A 14280-nucleotide genomic window follows, 5' to 3' on the forward strand; every position below is an offset into this window, starting at 1 on the left:
AGGAACTGCGCAGCGAATTAAAGAATTAGTTGAAAGTGCCCTTGATAATAATCTGGAAACAAACCTTAGTGTTATAGCATGCTCAGTATCTGATTTAAAAGAAAAAAGAGAACAATTAAAAAGAGATTTTTCGATTGTAGCTACTACAGGTATTTTGAACCCGAAAATGGATGCACCTTTTATACCATTAGAGCAGTTTATTGAACAAGAGGTAGAAGTTGTCTTAAAAGATATTATTGCTCATAATAATATTGTTTCTTTTGCGCCCGAAGTGGACGAAGAAAATGCGAAAAGATTATGTTTGAATTTTATAGAGGAAAGCTATACTTTTATTAATCCAGCAAAGGTGATTGAGCCGTTATGGTTATCTGCAAAAGAATTTTACAATCTTGCTAACAATAGAGAAGAAAATTATGCTTTTCACATTAACTTAATTATGCATTTAGCTGGCGTAGTCGAAAGAACTGTGTTGAATGAAGCTTTAACGATCGACTCCGACTTAGAGCAAATTGAGCAACATCCATTATATTCAGAAATAGAAACTGTTCTTACAAAATTAGAGAAGCAATTGAATATTAACGTTTCGCATAATGAGTATTATTATCTTTATCATTATCTTGAAAATAACTCTGCGATGGAAGAATTAGATGAAATTGATTCGATTATCGAAGAATAGTAAAGCTATAATTTAGATTTTTCATATTAGAGAATATTGTTTAGAAAATTTAATTAAACTATGTAGTTATAGGAAATGAGTGTTAACTGGTTACTATAGAAACAGAAGAGGCCAGCTGATTTTGAGAAAGGATATAAAAGAGATGATGGATATAAAATTGGCTCGGATTGACGATCGTCTGGTTCATGGGCAAGTGGTCACTACTTGGACTAAGATTACAGGGATCAGTAGAATTTTAGTTGTAAGTGATGAAGCAGCAAGCAGTGAATTGAGAAAATTTTTACTTAAACAAGCTTCGCCTCCAGGAGTGAAAACAAATGTCATGACAGTAGAGAAACTCATAGAGGTTTCAGCTCACCGCTTGCTGGATGATGTAAAAGTGATGTTATTGTTTACTAATCCTACTGATGTTTCCCATCTAGTCAAGGCGGGAGTTCCAATTGAGAAAGTGAATATTGGAGGCATGAAGTTTTCTAATGGGAAAAAAATGATCACCAATTTTGTTTCAGTGGATGAAACAGATATTGAGGCATTTAAATTTTTGAATCTTCAAGGAATCGAATTAGAAATCAGAAAAGTTCCAAGTGACCGCAAAATCAATTTAATTGATGTTTTGAAAAAGGTAGAATAGAAACAATAGAGTCAAAAGGCCTATCAGTATATGCTCAATATCAAATTTAGTAGTAAATTGTTTTATAAATACTTAAAAGCTATGACCTCCTATTTTAAGTGGGTCATAGCTTTTTGTATGAATTACTCATCGTATCTCTTTCTTTTTGAAGAAGCAGGGATATTTAGCTGTTTACGATACTTCGTTACAGTACGTCTGGATAAATCGAAACTTTCTTTTTTTAATAGCTCAACAATTTTTTGATCTGATAGGGGCTTTTGCTTATTTTCATTTTCAATTAATTTTAAAAGATGCTGTTGTACAGAGTGAGTTGAAAATGACGTGTCATCGTCAATTTGATGATTCCTAGATAAGAAATATTTAAATTCATAAGTTCCAAAGTCAGTTTGAATATACTTTCCGTTGATTGTACGACTAATGGTAGATTCATGTAAATCAAGCTCTTCAGCTAACTCTTTAAGCTGTAATGAGACCAGGGCATGACTTTTACCAAAAAAGAAAGCTTTTTGCTTTTGAATAATAGCTGTTCCAACACGTAAAATGGTTTCTTGTCTTTGCTGTAGATTTTCTTGAAGACTTTTATATTCTTTCTGTTTATCTTTTACATAATTCAAGACTTCTTTGTTGCCGGCTTCTTTAAGTTCAGATGCATAGCCTTGGTCAAATTGAAGAATAGGCGTATTTTGTTTGGCTTCCCTTATCGTAAGTTCTTTGCCACTCAGTTGGACGATAAGATCCGGTCGAATCGCATAATCTAAAGGATTGGAGAAATCATCTCCTGGACTTGGGTTTAACTTTTTAATATAGTCAAAGACTCTTTGAATTTCTGGTAATGTGATGTCGTATCTTTTGGCTATCTCTTTCCATTTGCGATCAATCAGATCATTAAAAGATTCTTCTAATATAATGTAAGCTGTCTCAGGTGCAGTTTGATCCCGTTCAGTCTGGAGCATCAGACATTCTTGCAAAGACCGAGCAGCGATTCCAGCTGGTTCAAGCTGCTGGAGCAAAACTAATGCATCTAACAGTAAAGTTTTATCTGCTTTGGTATCATTAGCTGCTTCGTCAAGCGTTTTTAGGCAGTATCCTCGCTGGTCTAATTGATTAATCCACCAGAACATCATTTCTCTTATAAGTGTATCTCTATAAGTTAAAAGGACTTGTTCAATAAGGTAATCCCGTAAACTACGTTTAGTATCGGCAATCCAACTCATGTCCTGTCCCGCACCAATGGATTGTAGTTTTGAATCTGGTATTTTTATTTCTAAAAAAGGATTATCAAGCATCTTAGAATTTAAAAATGTAATTAACTCATCTTGATTAAAGTTTAAAAGCTGGACTCTTTGTAATAACAAAGGACTTAACTGTTGTTTTTGAGATAAATCATATTGTTGATTGAATCCCATTTATTAGAACTCCTTTCTTGAAAACTAATACTGCTATATATCGTTATGGGGTCTTTCTTTCTCTATAGTTTAACACAAATAGATAAAAGAGATCAGTAGGGGTATCATATTAATCCAATAAAAAATGTCCTTTCTTCAAAGAAAAAGAAAGGACATTGCTCATTAATTTATTATAATTTATAGAGAAACACTAGAGGGTTCCATTGCTTCTTTGGGTACGCCAAACAGGTAAGTAGCCACAAATCCACCTGTATAAGCAGCTAATAGACCAAGTATATAAGCCCACCATAAGTTATCAACAATCAAGGGAATAAGAGCAACCCCACTGGGGCCAATCGCGCTAGCTCCAACCCCGCCAAATAACCCGATTACTGCACCTCCGATACCTCCGCCAATACAGGCAGTGATAAATGGTTTGCCAAGTGGAAGTGTAACTGCGTAGATTAAGGGTTCGCCAATTCCTAAAATCCCTACAGGAAGAGCCCCTTTTATCATAGTAACCAGCTGTTTGTTTTTTCGAGCTTTAACCCACAAAGCTAATGCCGCACCAACTTGTCCTGCTCCTGCCATTGCAAGAATTGGAAGTAATTGAGTAGAACCTGTTTGCTCGATCATGGTGACATGAACAGGTGTCAAGATTTGATGTAAACCAAACATGACCATTGGTAAAAATAGTGAGCCTAAAACAAACCCAGCAAAAGCTCCGCCTACACTTAAAATCCAAGAGATAAATCCAACTAAGTTAGCAGAAATAAATCCAGCTAAAGGCATAATCAGAAAAATTGTAATCAAGCCTACAGTTAGTAAGGTAATTGTAGGGGTGACAATAATATCGATTGAATTTGGAATAAATTTGCGTAATTGTTTTTCAACAAGAGAGAGAATCCATACAGCGAAGATAACCCCAATAATACCACCTTGATTGGCTGTTAAGGGTTCGCCAGTGAATATGTTAGGAAGTGGGAGTTCTTCGCTTATGCTTGTTAAGTAAATGATCCCTCCGATAATTCCTCCAAGTCCTTCAGTAGCTTTAAAAACTTTTGCTGCGTTAATACCTACATAAATATTTAAAAAGCCAAATAATGCCCCTTGTATTAAACCAGCAATAGCCACCATATATTCCCAATTTTCTCCTGCAATTACCCCAGCCGTAAGAAGGTTAGTGAAAATGGATGCAATTCCCCCAATTATACCTGCACCAACAAATGCTGGAATTAATGGTATAAAAATACTCGCAATGGAGCGTAGAACTTTTTTGAAAGGAGATTGTGGATTATGTTTTCCTTTTTGGGCAGCTTTATTTTCAGCAGTTAACTGGTCAAGATTATTGATATCTTTTGAAAACAATGCTTGATCTTCAGAGGGGGAGCCTTCTTCTTCGACAGCTATATCTGCTAGTATCCCCATTTCGTTTGCTACTTTTGCAGCTAGACCAGGACCTAATATAACTTGATAGGTGTCTTCTTCAACAGTTCCTAAAACCCCGTTGATTTGTTTAACCTTTTGATCATTTACTTGACTAAATTCTTTGATGTCTATTCTGACACGAGTCATGCAGTTGATTAAAGAGTTGACATTCTGCGTACCGCCAATATGCTCGTAAATTTCCTTGGCGATTCTTTTTTCGTCTTGTTTCACCATGCTATTCCTCCTATTGTGCATCTTATGTATTTTATCTATGCTACAATCGTATCAGATAAAAAAAGAATTGCAATAAAAAACATTTTCAATTTTGAATATAGTTAAATGAAATAATATTTCATGTTTATTTTTGATTTAACTTAATATTCTAAAGTAAATTTAAGATGAAAAGAAGCTTGTTACTTTAAAAAAATATAATTGGAGTATCGGACAGCTGATTTAAGACTATACGTACAAAAAAATCTGAAATAAAGTATAGATGTAATTATTTGATTAAATGCATTTTGCTTTCAGCTATATATAATTATTATCTTTTAATTTTCGAATAAGTAGAATATATATTTTTATGAAACGATCGAAACAACCTCTATAGGATTAAATCAAGTAGAGAAGGTTTTCTTATAAACTAGTAAGTAAAAAAGCGCTGCTTCGATTAATTAGGAAGCAACGCTTTTTACTATTGATTGAGTTCATCTAATGATTGTTTGAGGTTTTCAGTTTTCACTATTTTATTATTCAAATCATCTTCCAATTCTTTAAGCTCTTTTTCTAAAAATTCTAATGATTTATAGGCTTGCGATAGATCAGTAGTCAAACTATCTGGTGCTTCCTCTGGGTTATCGCTAGTATTAAAAATGCCATATAACATCCATGAATATGAAAGATTAAAGGGGTGGGTTTCAGGTAATGTTTTTATTTTTTCTTCTGATAAGTCAATCCAGATTAAGGTATTGGGTTCTTTTTTTCTAGTGATAGAAAGCTGAGAATCAATTGTCTTCCAGAATCCAGATTGTTTCATAAAGTCAGACCACGGATAGGTTATATGAAGATAATGGTTGCCTTTATCTTCTTCCCAAAGTATGAAATATCGAGTTTGATCCTCATTTTCGTAAAATTTCCAGGAATCAAATACTTCATCTTTGAATAAAGACTCAGAAACTGGAAAAGGGTAGTACGCTTCAAATGGGAATATAGATTCTGGAAAATCCTCATTCAGATAAGTTCGTTTAATCCATTCTCGTTTGCGACCTGAGTCCTCTACCTGAGTCCAAGTTAATGACTCATGAGAGGAATCTTGAGATAGAATAAGCGCTGTAAGATCCTGAGTTTGTCCTTCATATAATGTGGCCAAATGAGCCATATTAATTTTCTTCAGGACTTTCTGTGCAGGATGATTACTTGATTGGGTATTTGCCCCAACGAATTCAATATTTGGTAACGCTAATGCTTGATCCATAACATATTTTAGCAACTCTGTACCATAATTCTGCCCTCTGAAACGATGATCACTTCTCAATCTTCCCAGCATTACGTGATGATGTGCAAAGACAGTATATCCTGCCGTACTCACAAGCTGATCATTTATAAATAAACCAAATAATCTACTTCCACTATCTGTTAGTCCTGGAAAAAGATTAAGCATATAATCTTCTTTTAATCCAGTCTGCATTGACTTATATAAGTTGAAATCTTCTTTAGTCAATAATCTGATTTCTTTTCTCATGCCATACCTCCTACTCTGTGAAAACTTTCTGTGCACCTAACCGGAAACTAACGTAGGTATAATTTTGTTTTAAATACATTTGCTTTGGTGTATCATCTCCGTCTGCAACTAAAAGAACTTGTTTTGAATTTGTTTTTGCAAAATTCATAACGGCTTTTTGCAAGGCTGTTGCTATTCCTCTTTTTCTGAATGATTTCATAGTCATTAAATCGTCAATTTCAACTGTCTTATTTCCTGATATAGAGATTAAAGAGCCAGCGGGTTCATTGTCAATATATGCAATATAAGGAATAATTCTTGGACTATCTAACATTTGTTCATACATTCCTTGTTTCATATCGGCAAAGTCTTTTCCGTATGCTAGATCGTTTAAATAATTCATTTGTTTGAAATCTTCAAAGTTTTCTCTAGAAAGACAAAAAACTTCAATAGTGTCTGTTGGTTTAACAGAGTAAAAATGATTAGGGTTAATTGTATAAAGTTCTAACAGTTCGATTGCGTACTTTTCTTTTTCGAAATAAGCAACAATTTCAGGCGTAAACCCCTTATTCTCAGGCCAGTAGAACTTCAAATGCTCAAGTCCTTCAGTTTTATGGTACTGATATTGCATTTCTTCAATTAGCTCAAATTCAGCTAGGGTTGGCTGATATTTTAATTGAAAAAAGTTAGAGTCATACCTGAAAGGTAAGTCAGGATTAAAATATTGTGTAAAAAATTCGTTCTCATCAATCACTTTACTATGGCTCTCGATGTCTCTAAAACTAAACATAGATCCTGTCACGTCCTATTCGTATATAAGAATTTATTAAATAAAAGTTCCGACCTTGTGTCTGATTCTTTAAGTTAATATCGTTATTATACTTGAAAGATAAAAAAAGTTGCAATCCAGTGTGATTTAATTTAAATAAAAAAATAATTATGCTGCTCCTTTATTAGCTTATAAAAAATTCACTTTAGTTTTTTTAAGCATTTGATAATGGATTTATTTGATTCTAATTCATATTTATAAAGATAGAGAGACGAATAAAATAAAACAAACGTTACTTTAAAACGAATAATAACGCTTTATATATAATGTTTAAGAAAACATTGATATATCAATGATACTAATATGATATTAGTTCATTTACCGATTTATAAGGCAATATAGTACATGATTTGAATTTTGTTATGTTAGAATAAAAAAATAAAAAGACTTTAAAAAGAATAATTATGCATAACAAGGATTATATATCATTTGTTTTTTGGACTTTAAAATAGAGGAGTGAATTAAATGGGAAAAAAATATAGTACATTATTGACCCCCCTTTTCGCAGTTCCATTTCTTATATCAGGTTGTGGAACTGGTGGTACAACATCGACACCGGATTCAGGAGACAGTGAGAGCGGTGTAAGTGATGGAGTAGTGACAGTTGATTTTTTCAATCAGAAACCAGAAATCACTGCACAATTAGAAGAACTTGCAGATATGTATAATGAAGAGACCGATGGGAATACTCGAGTTACGATTACAACAGTCGGGAGCGGGGAAGGCTCAGCAGGGTTGCAAGCACGATTTTCTTCTGGTGACGAACCGGCATTGATGATGCTGGGAGGGCTTCCTGAAGTTGAACGTTACAGTGATTCATTGATAGATGTATCTGAATTAGACGTAACAGACACCCTTATTGACGGCACTTTAGAAGGCGGTACCATTGATGATATTCCTTTAGGTATTCCGCTTAATCTAGAAGGATTTGGCTGGATGTATAATCGTGAAATATTTGAAGAGGCTGGGATTAATCCGGATTCAATTCAATCTTATGATGATTTTGCGGAAGCCGTTGAGACATTAGATAGTCAAAAAGAAGAATTAGGCATTGATGAAGTATTTGCGTTTAGTGGTGGAGAAAATTATATAGCGAATCAGTTTTCAGCAAATTTCACAAGCCCTGAATTTAATGAAAGTATTATTGAATCATATGAAGCAAAAGAGTTGAATTGGGAATACGGAGATCAAATGAAAAAATATACGGATCTTTTTAATCAGTATAATGTACAGCCCATTCTTACCGTTGACTATAGCCGATCAGTCGAAGAACTATTTGTTAATGATAAAGTAGCTATGGTTCATCAGGGCATTTGGATCGTTCCTACGCTTAATGATATTGATCCAAGTTTTGCAAAAGAAAAATTAGGGTTATTGCCAGTTTATGGAGAAAGTGATACAGAAGGCAAAATTATTGCAGGAGCGCCATTTTATATTGGTGTAAATAAAAACTTGGATGATGCAGTAGTAGAAGAATCGAAAAACTTTTTAGATTGGATGTATACCTCTGAAGAAGGTAAAGAAATGATTACTGGAGATCTGGCTTTTGTACCAGCTCAAGAAGGATATGAGCCTGAAGATATTTCAGATCCGGTTTCCCAAGAGTTATATCGGGCTTTATTAGCCGGGGAAACAGGCGCTATGACGCATAAACAGTATCCAGACGGATGGTTTCAGCAAGTTCTTTATCCAGAATATCAAAAATATTTGAATGGCGATCAGACTTGGGAAGATTTTGAAATGAATACAGCAGAAGCCTTCAAAGAAATGCGGTGATTGAATGAAAGGAAAACATAATACTGCTTATTACTGGGCATTTATTTTGCCTTCAGTAATAGCCATATCAATTATTATACTGATTCCATTATTGTTAGGAATCGGTACGTCACTAACCAATTCGGACGGATACCAAGCAGTATTTACGGGATTGGAAAATTATCAACGACTTTTTAAGGATGAACAATTCATTTCCAGTATGTGGTTCACTTTAAGATTTTCGTTTGTTGCAGTGATATTGATCAATGCAATTGGATTAGGGCTAGCACTTTTAGTTACACAAAAATTAGGGAAAGTCAGTACAATATTTAGAACAATTTTCTTTATGCCTAATCTAATAGGTGGAATTATTCTCGGATTTATCTGGCAATTTATATTTGTGAGAGCTTTTGAGGGGATTGCATCTGCTACAGGAATCTCATTTTTCAGTTCTTGGCTGTCCGATTCTACGACAGGATTCTGGGCTTTGGTCATTGTTTTTTTATGGCAGATGAGTGGGTACATTATGATTGTTTATATTTCGTTTTTAGCCAATATACCCGGAGAGCTTTTAGAAGCAGGGCAGATGGATGGAGCGAATAACTGGCAGGCATTTTGGAAAATAAAATTCCCGATGTTAGCACCAGCATTTACCATCAGTTTATTTTTAACCTTGGCTAATGCATTTAAGGTTTACGATGTAAACTTAGCTTTAACGAATGGCGCACCTTATGGATCAACTGAAATGGTTGCCATGAACATTTATAACACAGCTTTTTACCAGTATGAACAGGGGTATGCTCAAGCAAAAGCTATCGTATTCTTACTACTTATAGCAGCGATCTCCTTAACTCAGATTTTTCTAACACGGAGAAAAGAGGTTGATTTATAATGAGTAGTGTAAAAAGACATAAAGCACTTGTTGCTTTACTAGGGATTATTGTTTCCCTGACGTGGATATATCCATTTGTCATAATATTCTTTGGGTCCTTTAAAAACAGATCAGAAATTTTTACAAATACGTTATGGGTACCTCAGGAAGTCGTAACGGATAATTACCCTAAAGCGTATAGTAATTTAGAATTTACAAGCAGCTTTTTGAATTCTCTGTTCATTACAACCATTAGTTTAATTGTGATTGTAATCTTTTCGTCAATGGCTGCTTATGCATTAGCGAGGAAGAAAAGTAAAATTAGTACCGGTATTTATTTCTTGTGTGCTTTGACTATGTTGATTCCCTTTCAATCCGTCATGATTCCTTTGGTAAGTATGTTTGGTCAAGTTAACTTATTAAATCGTTTCGGCTTGATTATTATGAATTGGGGATTTGCAACGAGTATGTCGATTTTCTTGTACTACGGAGCAATGCGATCTATTTCAGTATCTTTGGATGAAGCAGCATATTTGGATGGAGGAAATCCATTGCAGATTTTCTGGAGAGTAATATTTCCGATTTTAAAACCCACTACGGTTACGGTCATTATCTTGAACGCAATACGTTTGTGGAATGACTTCTTATTACCTTCTTTGGTAATTAATCAAGAAGGCATGCGGACGATTCCTCTTAGAATGTACTATTTCTTTGGAGAATATACCGTACAATGGGAACTAGCACTGGCTGGCCTAGTGCTCGCTATAATACCGATCATACTTCTATATATCTTTTTGCAGAAATATATCGTAGAAGGTGTAACAGAAGGTGCAACAAAATCTTAATAACCTAAGAAAAGGCCGGGATAATAATCCCTGCCTTTTCTTTTTAACAATTTTAAAGGAACTATATTAGTCTCCTTTGAAGTAAATACATATTACTTCTGCACCCTTTATAAAGGAATTAGGAAAAGCCATAAAAAATAGTATAAAAGGAAAAGAGCCTATATCCCTAGGTTTACTAAAAAGAGCTAAAATAAAAAAGTGTCTCTTTAATATCAATTTTTATAAAAAAGTTAATAGATTTTTGGAATTTGTCAATTTTTGTTCACGCCAAATCCTTCTAAATTCTATTTAAATAAGCATTGTTCTTATTTTATTTCCTGTTAAATCAATCTTTTTAAATTTACTGGTGTTCAAAAAGTGTTCAAACAATACAGTTATATAACAAAATGAAACAGAAATTGTCATGGAAATAAAATCTTATCTTAGGATATCTCATGATACTATGTGATTAGTGATCGAACAGAGCACAGTGGTCATGCCACCATATTAAAATTTATAATAGAATCAGGAGAATATAAAATGATTAAAAAAAGATTATTAGTAGTTGCTGCCGCAGCAAGTTTCACTTTACCAGCATTTATACCACAAAATGTATCAGCTCAATCTAATCGTATTGAAGAATTAAAAAAAGAACAAGATGAATTAAATAATCAAAATAGTCAATTAGATGAACAAATTAATGAAAAAGAAGCACAAATGAATAGTTTAAAAGAAGAACGCACGAATTTGGAAAAGGAAGTTTCTGGTCTTCAGAAGAATATAGACGAATTGATTTTGAATATTCAAGAACAAGAAAAAGAAATTGAAAGAATTGAAAAAGAAATCAAGAAGTTACAAGAAGAGATTACTAGGCTTGAAAAAATTATCGAAGAAAGAAATGAACAATTGGAAAGTCAAGCAAGATCCGTACAGACAGAAGGAAACACAACCGATATGATTGAGATGATTCTTTCAGCTGAAAACTTATCTGATCTAGTTGGTCGTATAGGCGTTGTCAGCAAGATTGTTTCAGCAAATCAGGATATCATGCAAGCTCAAATAGATGATCAGAATGCATTGGAAGTAGCAGAAAAGTCAATCCAAAATGAACGTGAATCTGTAACATCAGCTAAAGCACAGCTTGAAGTGGATCGTAATAATTTAGTTGCCCAACGAATGGAATTAGATGACAAGATTGTACAAGTTGCTGAGAAATTTAATATGTCTGAGAAGGATAAAGCAAGTTTTGTAAATGAGCAAGCAGTGATTGCCCAACGTACAAGTACTTTATCTGAAGAAATGCAGAAAGAACAACAACGTATAATGGAAGAGCAAAAAAGAATACAAGAAGAACAAAGATTAGCTGAAGAAAAACGTCAGCGCGAAGAAGCGGAAGCTGCGGCAAGAGCAGAAGCAGCTGCAAAAGTGGAAACTTCAAGTTCTAAAAGCAATAGTTCTTCGACTAACACTAAACCTTCTAATAACGCGTCAGCATCAAGACCAGCACAATCTAATTCAAGTTGGACACGTCCAGCTCGAGGAAGAAGAACCTCAACTTATGGGATGAGAAAGCATCCTCTTACCGGTAAATCAAAACTTCACAGTGGTATCGACATTGCTGGAGGAGGTCCAATTGTTGCTGCTCGAGCTGGAAAAGTAGTTCAGGCTACTTATTCAGGAGGATTTGGTTATACGGTCTTAATTGATCACGGAGATGGTTATTCAAGTAGATATGCTCATATGAAAGCTGGCTTAAGTGTAGCGCCTGGTCAGACGGTTTCACAAGGACAACAACTTGGAATCATGGGGACTACCGGCACATCTACTGGAGTTCACTTACATTTTGAAATATTAAAAGGTGGAAGCACGGTTGACCCACTTCCTTATATAGGCGGATAACTTTGTTAAAAAGAGGTGCTTCTAAGCATCTCTTTTTTGTATAGAATGAGTTGGAAATGTGTTAAACTGTTAGCAATAAATAAGGATGAGAGGAAATTTTCCTGTGGAAAAAATTACATCTGTAAAGAACCAGAGAATTAAAGATTGGAAAAAATTATCAACTAGAAAAGGGAGAAATAAAGCAAACCAGTATATAATTGAAGGCTTTCATTTAGTAGAAGAAGCAGTGAAAGCAAAGGTATTAATTGATTACATATTAATTAAAGAAGACCTAATATCTATAGAGTGGTTAACTGATTTAAAAGTGGAAAGAATTGAACTATCCAGCGAAGTAGCTGAGGAACTGTCAGGTACCCAAGCTACTCAGGGTATTTTTGCTGTTCTGCCGATCTCTGAGCACTCTAAACCACAAATAGTTAATAAGCCCTATTTATTTTTGGATGCTGTTCAAGATCCTGGTAATGTAGGCACGCTTATTAGATCTGCCGATGCTGCTGGGTTTGGTGGAGTAGTTTTAGGAGAGGGGTCAGCAGATCTATTTAATCCTAAAACATTAAGATCAGCTCAAGGTAGCCATTTTCATCTGAAGGTTTATCAGGAAAATTTAACTTCTTGGATTAAACGGTTTCAAGCTGACAGTAAACTAGTTTATGGAACAGCTTTGGACGAAAGAGCAGTTTCCTACATTGGAGAAAAACCACAAAAGAGTTTTGCCTTGATTGTTGGTAATGAAGGATCTGGTGTCAGCAGTGAACTACTTAAAGAAACGGATAAAAATTTATATATTCCTATTAAAGGTCAAGCTGAGTCTTTAAATGTAGCTATAGCTGCTAGTATATTGATGTTTTCGTTATATCAATAAATAAGTATTCCTGATAGTCTTTGAATTTAAACAGAAATTTGACAATTTAGTGTAAATTGCTTATTAAGCAGTCATAATTAGTTTTTTAAACTTTAACTTTTTCTTCTTTAGGAGTAAGATAGAAAACAGATATTCATGAAAACCTCATGAATGCTGAATTTACTTTGAATATATTAAAAGACAAGTCTGAAGTTGTAGGACGCAAAGGAGAAGTTTCATGGAATTTGTTCAATCCATCTGGGAACATGACCAGGAATATATGGCTTTAATCGGCGATTTAATTAATAATGAAGAACTTCTAAAATTAGATACGATTACACATCACCATTACACAACTCGATTAACGCATTCTTTGTTTGTATCTTACGTGAGTTACAAACTTGCTAAAAAGTTTAAATTAAACGTTAGAGCTGTCGCTCGAGCTGGGCTGCTGCATGACTTTTTTCATGAAGGAAGAGAAGAAATTGCAGCTATGGATCAAGGATCACATAATTGTGTCCATCCTAAAATTGCTGTCGAAAATGCAGCTAAAATTACTCCCCTAACTGATTTGGAGCGGGATATAATATTAAAGCATATGTTTTTGTGCTCTACAGTGGGTTTGCCTCGTTATAAAGAAAGTATGATTGTGACATGTGTAGATAAATACTGCGCAATCAGTGAAGTATCAAAACCATTACGTCAAAAAACAAGAATCAAAATCTCTAATTGGATGGCAAAAGTTCGATTAGTACATGCATAAACTATAATAAAACGTATGGGCAGGAATCTTCTTCCCATGCATTTTTATTTATTGATAATAAAAACTCTAAATAAAATAGTGTCCTCGTTAGTAATAAACTAGCGAAGATACTTTTTTTATTTAGCACGGGTAAAAAAGTAAAAAGAATATAAGGATTGATCGTTTGTGGTGGTTCCTCCATTGATATGAATGGTTCTAACCAGTAAAACTTACTAAAGATATTTGTTCTAAAAATGTATACAATTGAGCAGAATACTTCGTGTAATTGATTTTAATTTGATTAGCTAAAGGTAGTATATAATATAAGGGTTTTAATAAAGAAGAATAAATGTATTTTGCAAGAATAAAATCCATAAGAGTGCAGGAAATTTATCCATAACTTTGCAGTTCCCATTTAGTTAATTTCTTAATTGAGACAAAGCATTGGTATACCGGTAACTTGTGCCCGCAAAAGTGAAGATATGAGCGTGATGAATCAACCGATCCACTAGTGCACTGGTCAATCTTGAATCTTGAAACACTTTACTCCAAGAGCTAAATTCCAGGTTCGTTGTGATAATCAAACTTTTCTCTTCGTAAAAATCTGATATTAAGTGAAATAGTAATTCTGCACCTTCTTTATCAAAAGGTAAGTAGCCTAGTTCGTCTAAAATAAGTAGGT

At 34.1% G+C, this 14280-nt stretch carries 13 protein-coding genes; 8 read left to right on the plus strand and 5 right to left on the minus strand.

Annotated elements, in window-relative coordinates; translation table 11 throughout:
• A partial coding sequence (locus tag BLT22_RS11625; RefSeq protein WP_143020658.1) for a PRD domain-containing protein occupies positions 1-676 on the plus strand: 676 nt, incomplete at its 5' end.
• Between the two features lie 145 nt (positions 677-821).
• Positions 822-1307 carry a mannose/fructose/sorbose PTS transporter subunit IIB gene (locus BLT22_RS11630; RefSeq protein WP_087057739.1) on the plus strand — a complete coding sequence of 162 codons (486 nt, stop codon included), beginning with the start codon at positions 822-824 and terminating at the stop codon, positions 1305-1307.
• 122 nt (positions 1308-1429) lie between these two features.
• Here BLT22_RS11630 and rpoN read toward each other — a convergent pair whose 3' ends face one another.
• The 4 genes from rpoN to BLT22_RS11650 form a co-directional block, all read right to left on the minus strand.
• The gene (gene rpoN / locus BLT22_RS11635) at positions 1430-2713 is read right to left on the minus strand and encodes an RNA polymerase factor sigma-54 (RefSeq protein ID WP_091763453.1); all 1284 of its coding nucleotides are present in this window, start codon (positions 2711-2713) and stop codon (positions 1430-1432) included.
• Between the two features lie 177 nt (positions 2714-2890).
• Complete coding sequence (locus tag BLT22_RS11640) at positions 2891-4354, minus strand: PTS transporter subunit EIIC (RefSeq protein WP_091763454.1); 1464 nt, start codon at positions 4352-4354, stop codon at positions 2891-2893.
• A 457-nt stretch (positions 4355-4811) separates the two neighbouring features.
• Positions 4812-5858: a GNAT family N-acetyltransferase gene (locus BLT22_RS11645; RefSeq protein WP_091763455.1), complete on the minus strand. Its 1047-nt coding sequence runs from the start codon at positions 5856-5858 to the stop codon at positions 4812-4814.
• A gap of 10 nt (positions 5859-5868) precedes the next feature.
• Complete coding sequence (locus tag BLT22_RS11650) at positions 5869-6627, minus strand: GNAT family N-acetyltransferase (protein WP_091763456.1); 759 nt, start codon at positions 6625-6627, stop codon at positions 5869-5871.
• A 504-nt stretch (positions 6628-7131) separates the two neighbouring features.
• Here BLT22_RS11650 and BLT22_RS11655 point away from each other — a divergent pair.
• The 6 genes from BLT22_RS11655 (at position 7132) to BLT22_RS11680 (ending at position 13619) form a co-directional block, all read left to right on the plus strand.
• On the plus strand, positions 7132-8442 hold the full coding sequence (locus tag BLT22_RS11655; protein WP_091763457.1) for an ABC transporter substrate-binding protein: 1311 nt from the start codon (positions 7132-7134) through the stop codon (positions 8440-8442).
• 4 nt (positions 8443-8446) lie between these two features.
• Positions 8447-9313, plus strand: coding sequence for a carbohydrate ABC transporter permease (locus BLT22_RS11660; RefSeq protein WP_091763458.1), 867 nt, complete (start codon positions 8447-8449; stop codon positions 9311-9313).
• A complete protein-coding gene (locus BLT22_RS11665) occupies positions 9313-10137 on the plus strand; it encodes a carbohydrate ABC transporter permease (RefSeq protein WP_091763459.1) in 825 nt (274 codons plus the stop codon). The genes BLT22_RS11660 and BLT22_RS11665 overlap by 1 nt, the downstream gene beginning before the upstream one ends.
• A gap of 519 nt (positions 10138-10656) precedes the next feature.
• Entirely contained in the window at positions 10657-12015 is a 1359-nt protein-coding gene (locus BLT22_RS11670) for a M23 family metallopeptidase (RefSeq protein WP_087056829.1), read from the plus strand.
• 103 nt (positions 12016-12118) lie between these two features.
• Positions 12119-12877, plus strand: a complete 759-nt coding sequence (locus tag BLT22_RS11675) for a TrmH family RNA methyltransferase (protein WP_091763460.1) — start codon at positions 12119-12121, stop codon at positions 12875-12877.
• Positions 12878-13094: 217 nt separating this feature from the next.
• Positions 13095-13619: an HD domain-containing protein gene (locus tag BLT22_RS11680; RefSeq protein ID WP_091763461.1), complete on the plus strand. Its 525-nt coding sequence runs from the start codon at positions 13095-13097 to the stop codon at positions 13617-13619.
• Between the two features lie 398 nt (positions 13620-14017).
• Here BLT22_RS11680 and BLT22_RS11685 read toward each other — a convergent pair.
• A partial coding sequence (locus BLT22_RS11685) for an ATP-binding protein (RefSeq protein WP_176935486.1) occupies positions 14018-14280 on the minus strand: 263 nt, incomplete at its 5' end.

It is taken from the genome of Marinilactibacillus psychrotolerans (assembly GCF_900101525.1).
Lineage (GTDB): Bacteria > Bacillota > Bacilli > Lactobacillales > Carnobacteriaceae_A > Marinilactibacillus > Marinilactibacillus psychrotolerans.

What these genes read in the sequence shown, in the direction of transcription:
- BLT22_RS11630 (WP_087057739.1), top strand. Translation starts at nt 822, where the DNA reads ATGGATATAAAATTGGCTCGGATTGACGATCGTCTGGTTCATGGGCAA.
- rpoN (WP_091763453.1), bottom strand. Translation starts at nt 2,713, where the DNA reads ATGGGATTCAATCAACAATATGATTTATCTCAAAAACAACAGTTAAGT.
- BLT22_RS11640 (WP_091763454.1), bottom strand. Translation starts at nt 4,354, where the DNA reads ATGGTGAAACAAGACGAAAAAAGAATCGCCAAGGAAATTTACGAGCAT.
- BLT22_RS11645 (WP_091763455.1), bottom strand. Translation starts at nt 5,858, where the DNA reads ATGAGAAAAGAAATCAGATTATTGACTAAAGAAGATTTCAACTTATAT.
- BLT22_RS11650 (WP_091763456.1), bottom strand. Translation starts at nt 6,627, where the DNA reads ATGTTTAGTTTTAGAGACATCGAGAGCCATAGTAAAGTGATTGATGAG.
- BLT22_RS11655 (WP_091763457.1), top strand. Translation starts at nt 7,132, where the DNA reads ATGGGAAAAAAATATAGTACATTATTGACCCCCCTTTTCGCAGTTCCA.
- BLT22_RS11660 (WP_091763458.1), top strand. Translation starts at nt 8,447, where the DNA reads ATGAAAGGAAAACATAATACTGCTTATTACTGGGCATTTATTTTGCCT.
- BLT22_RS11665 (WP_091763459.1), top strand. Translation starts at nt 9,313, where the DNA reads ATGAGTAGTGTAAAAAGACATAAAGCACTTGTTGCTTTACTAGGGATT.
- BLT22_RS11670 (WP_087056829.1), top strand. Translation starts at nt 10,657, where the DNA reads ATGATTAAAAAAAGATTATTAGTAGTTGCTGCCGCAGCAAGTTTCACT.
- BLT22_RS11680 (WP_091763461.1), top strand. Translation starts at nt 13,095, where the DNA reads ATGGAATTTGTTCAATCCATCTGGGAACATGACCAGGAATATATGGCT.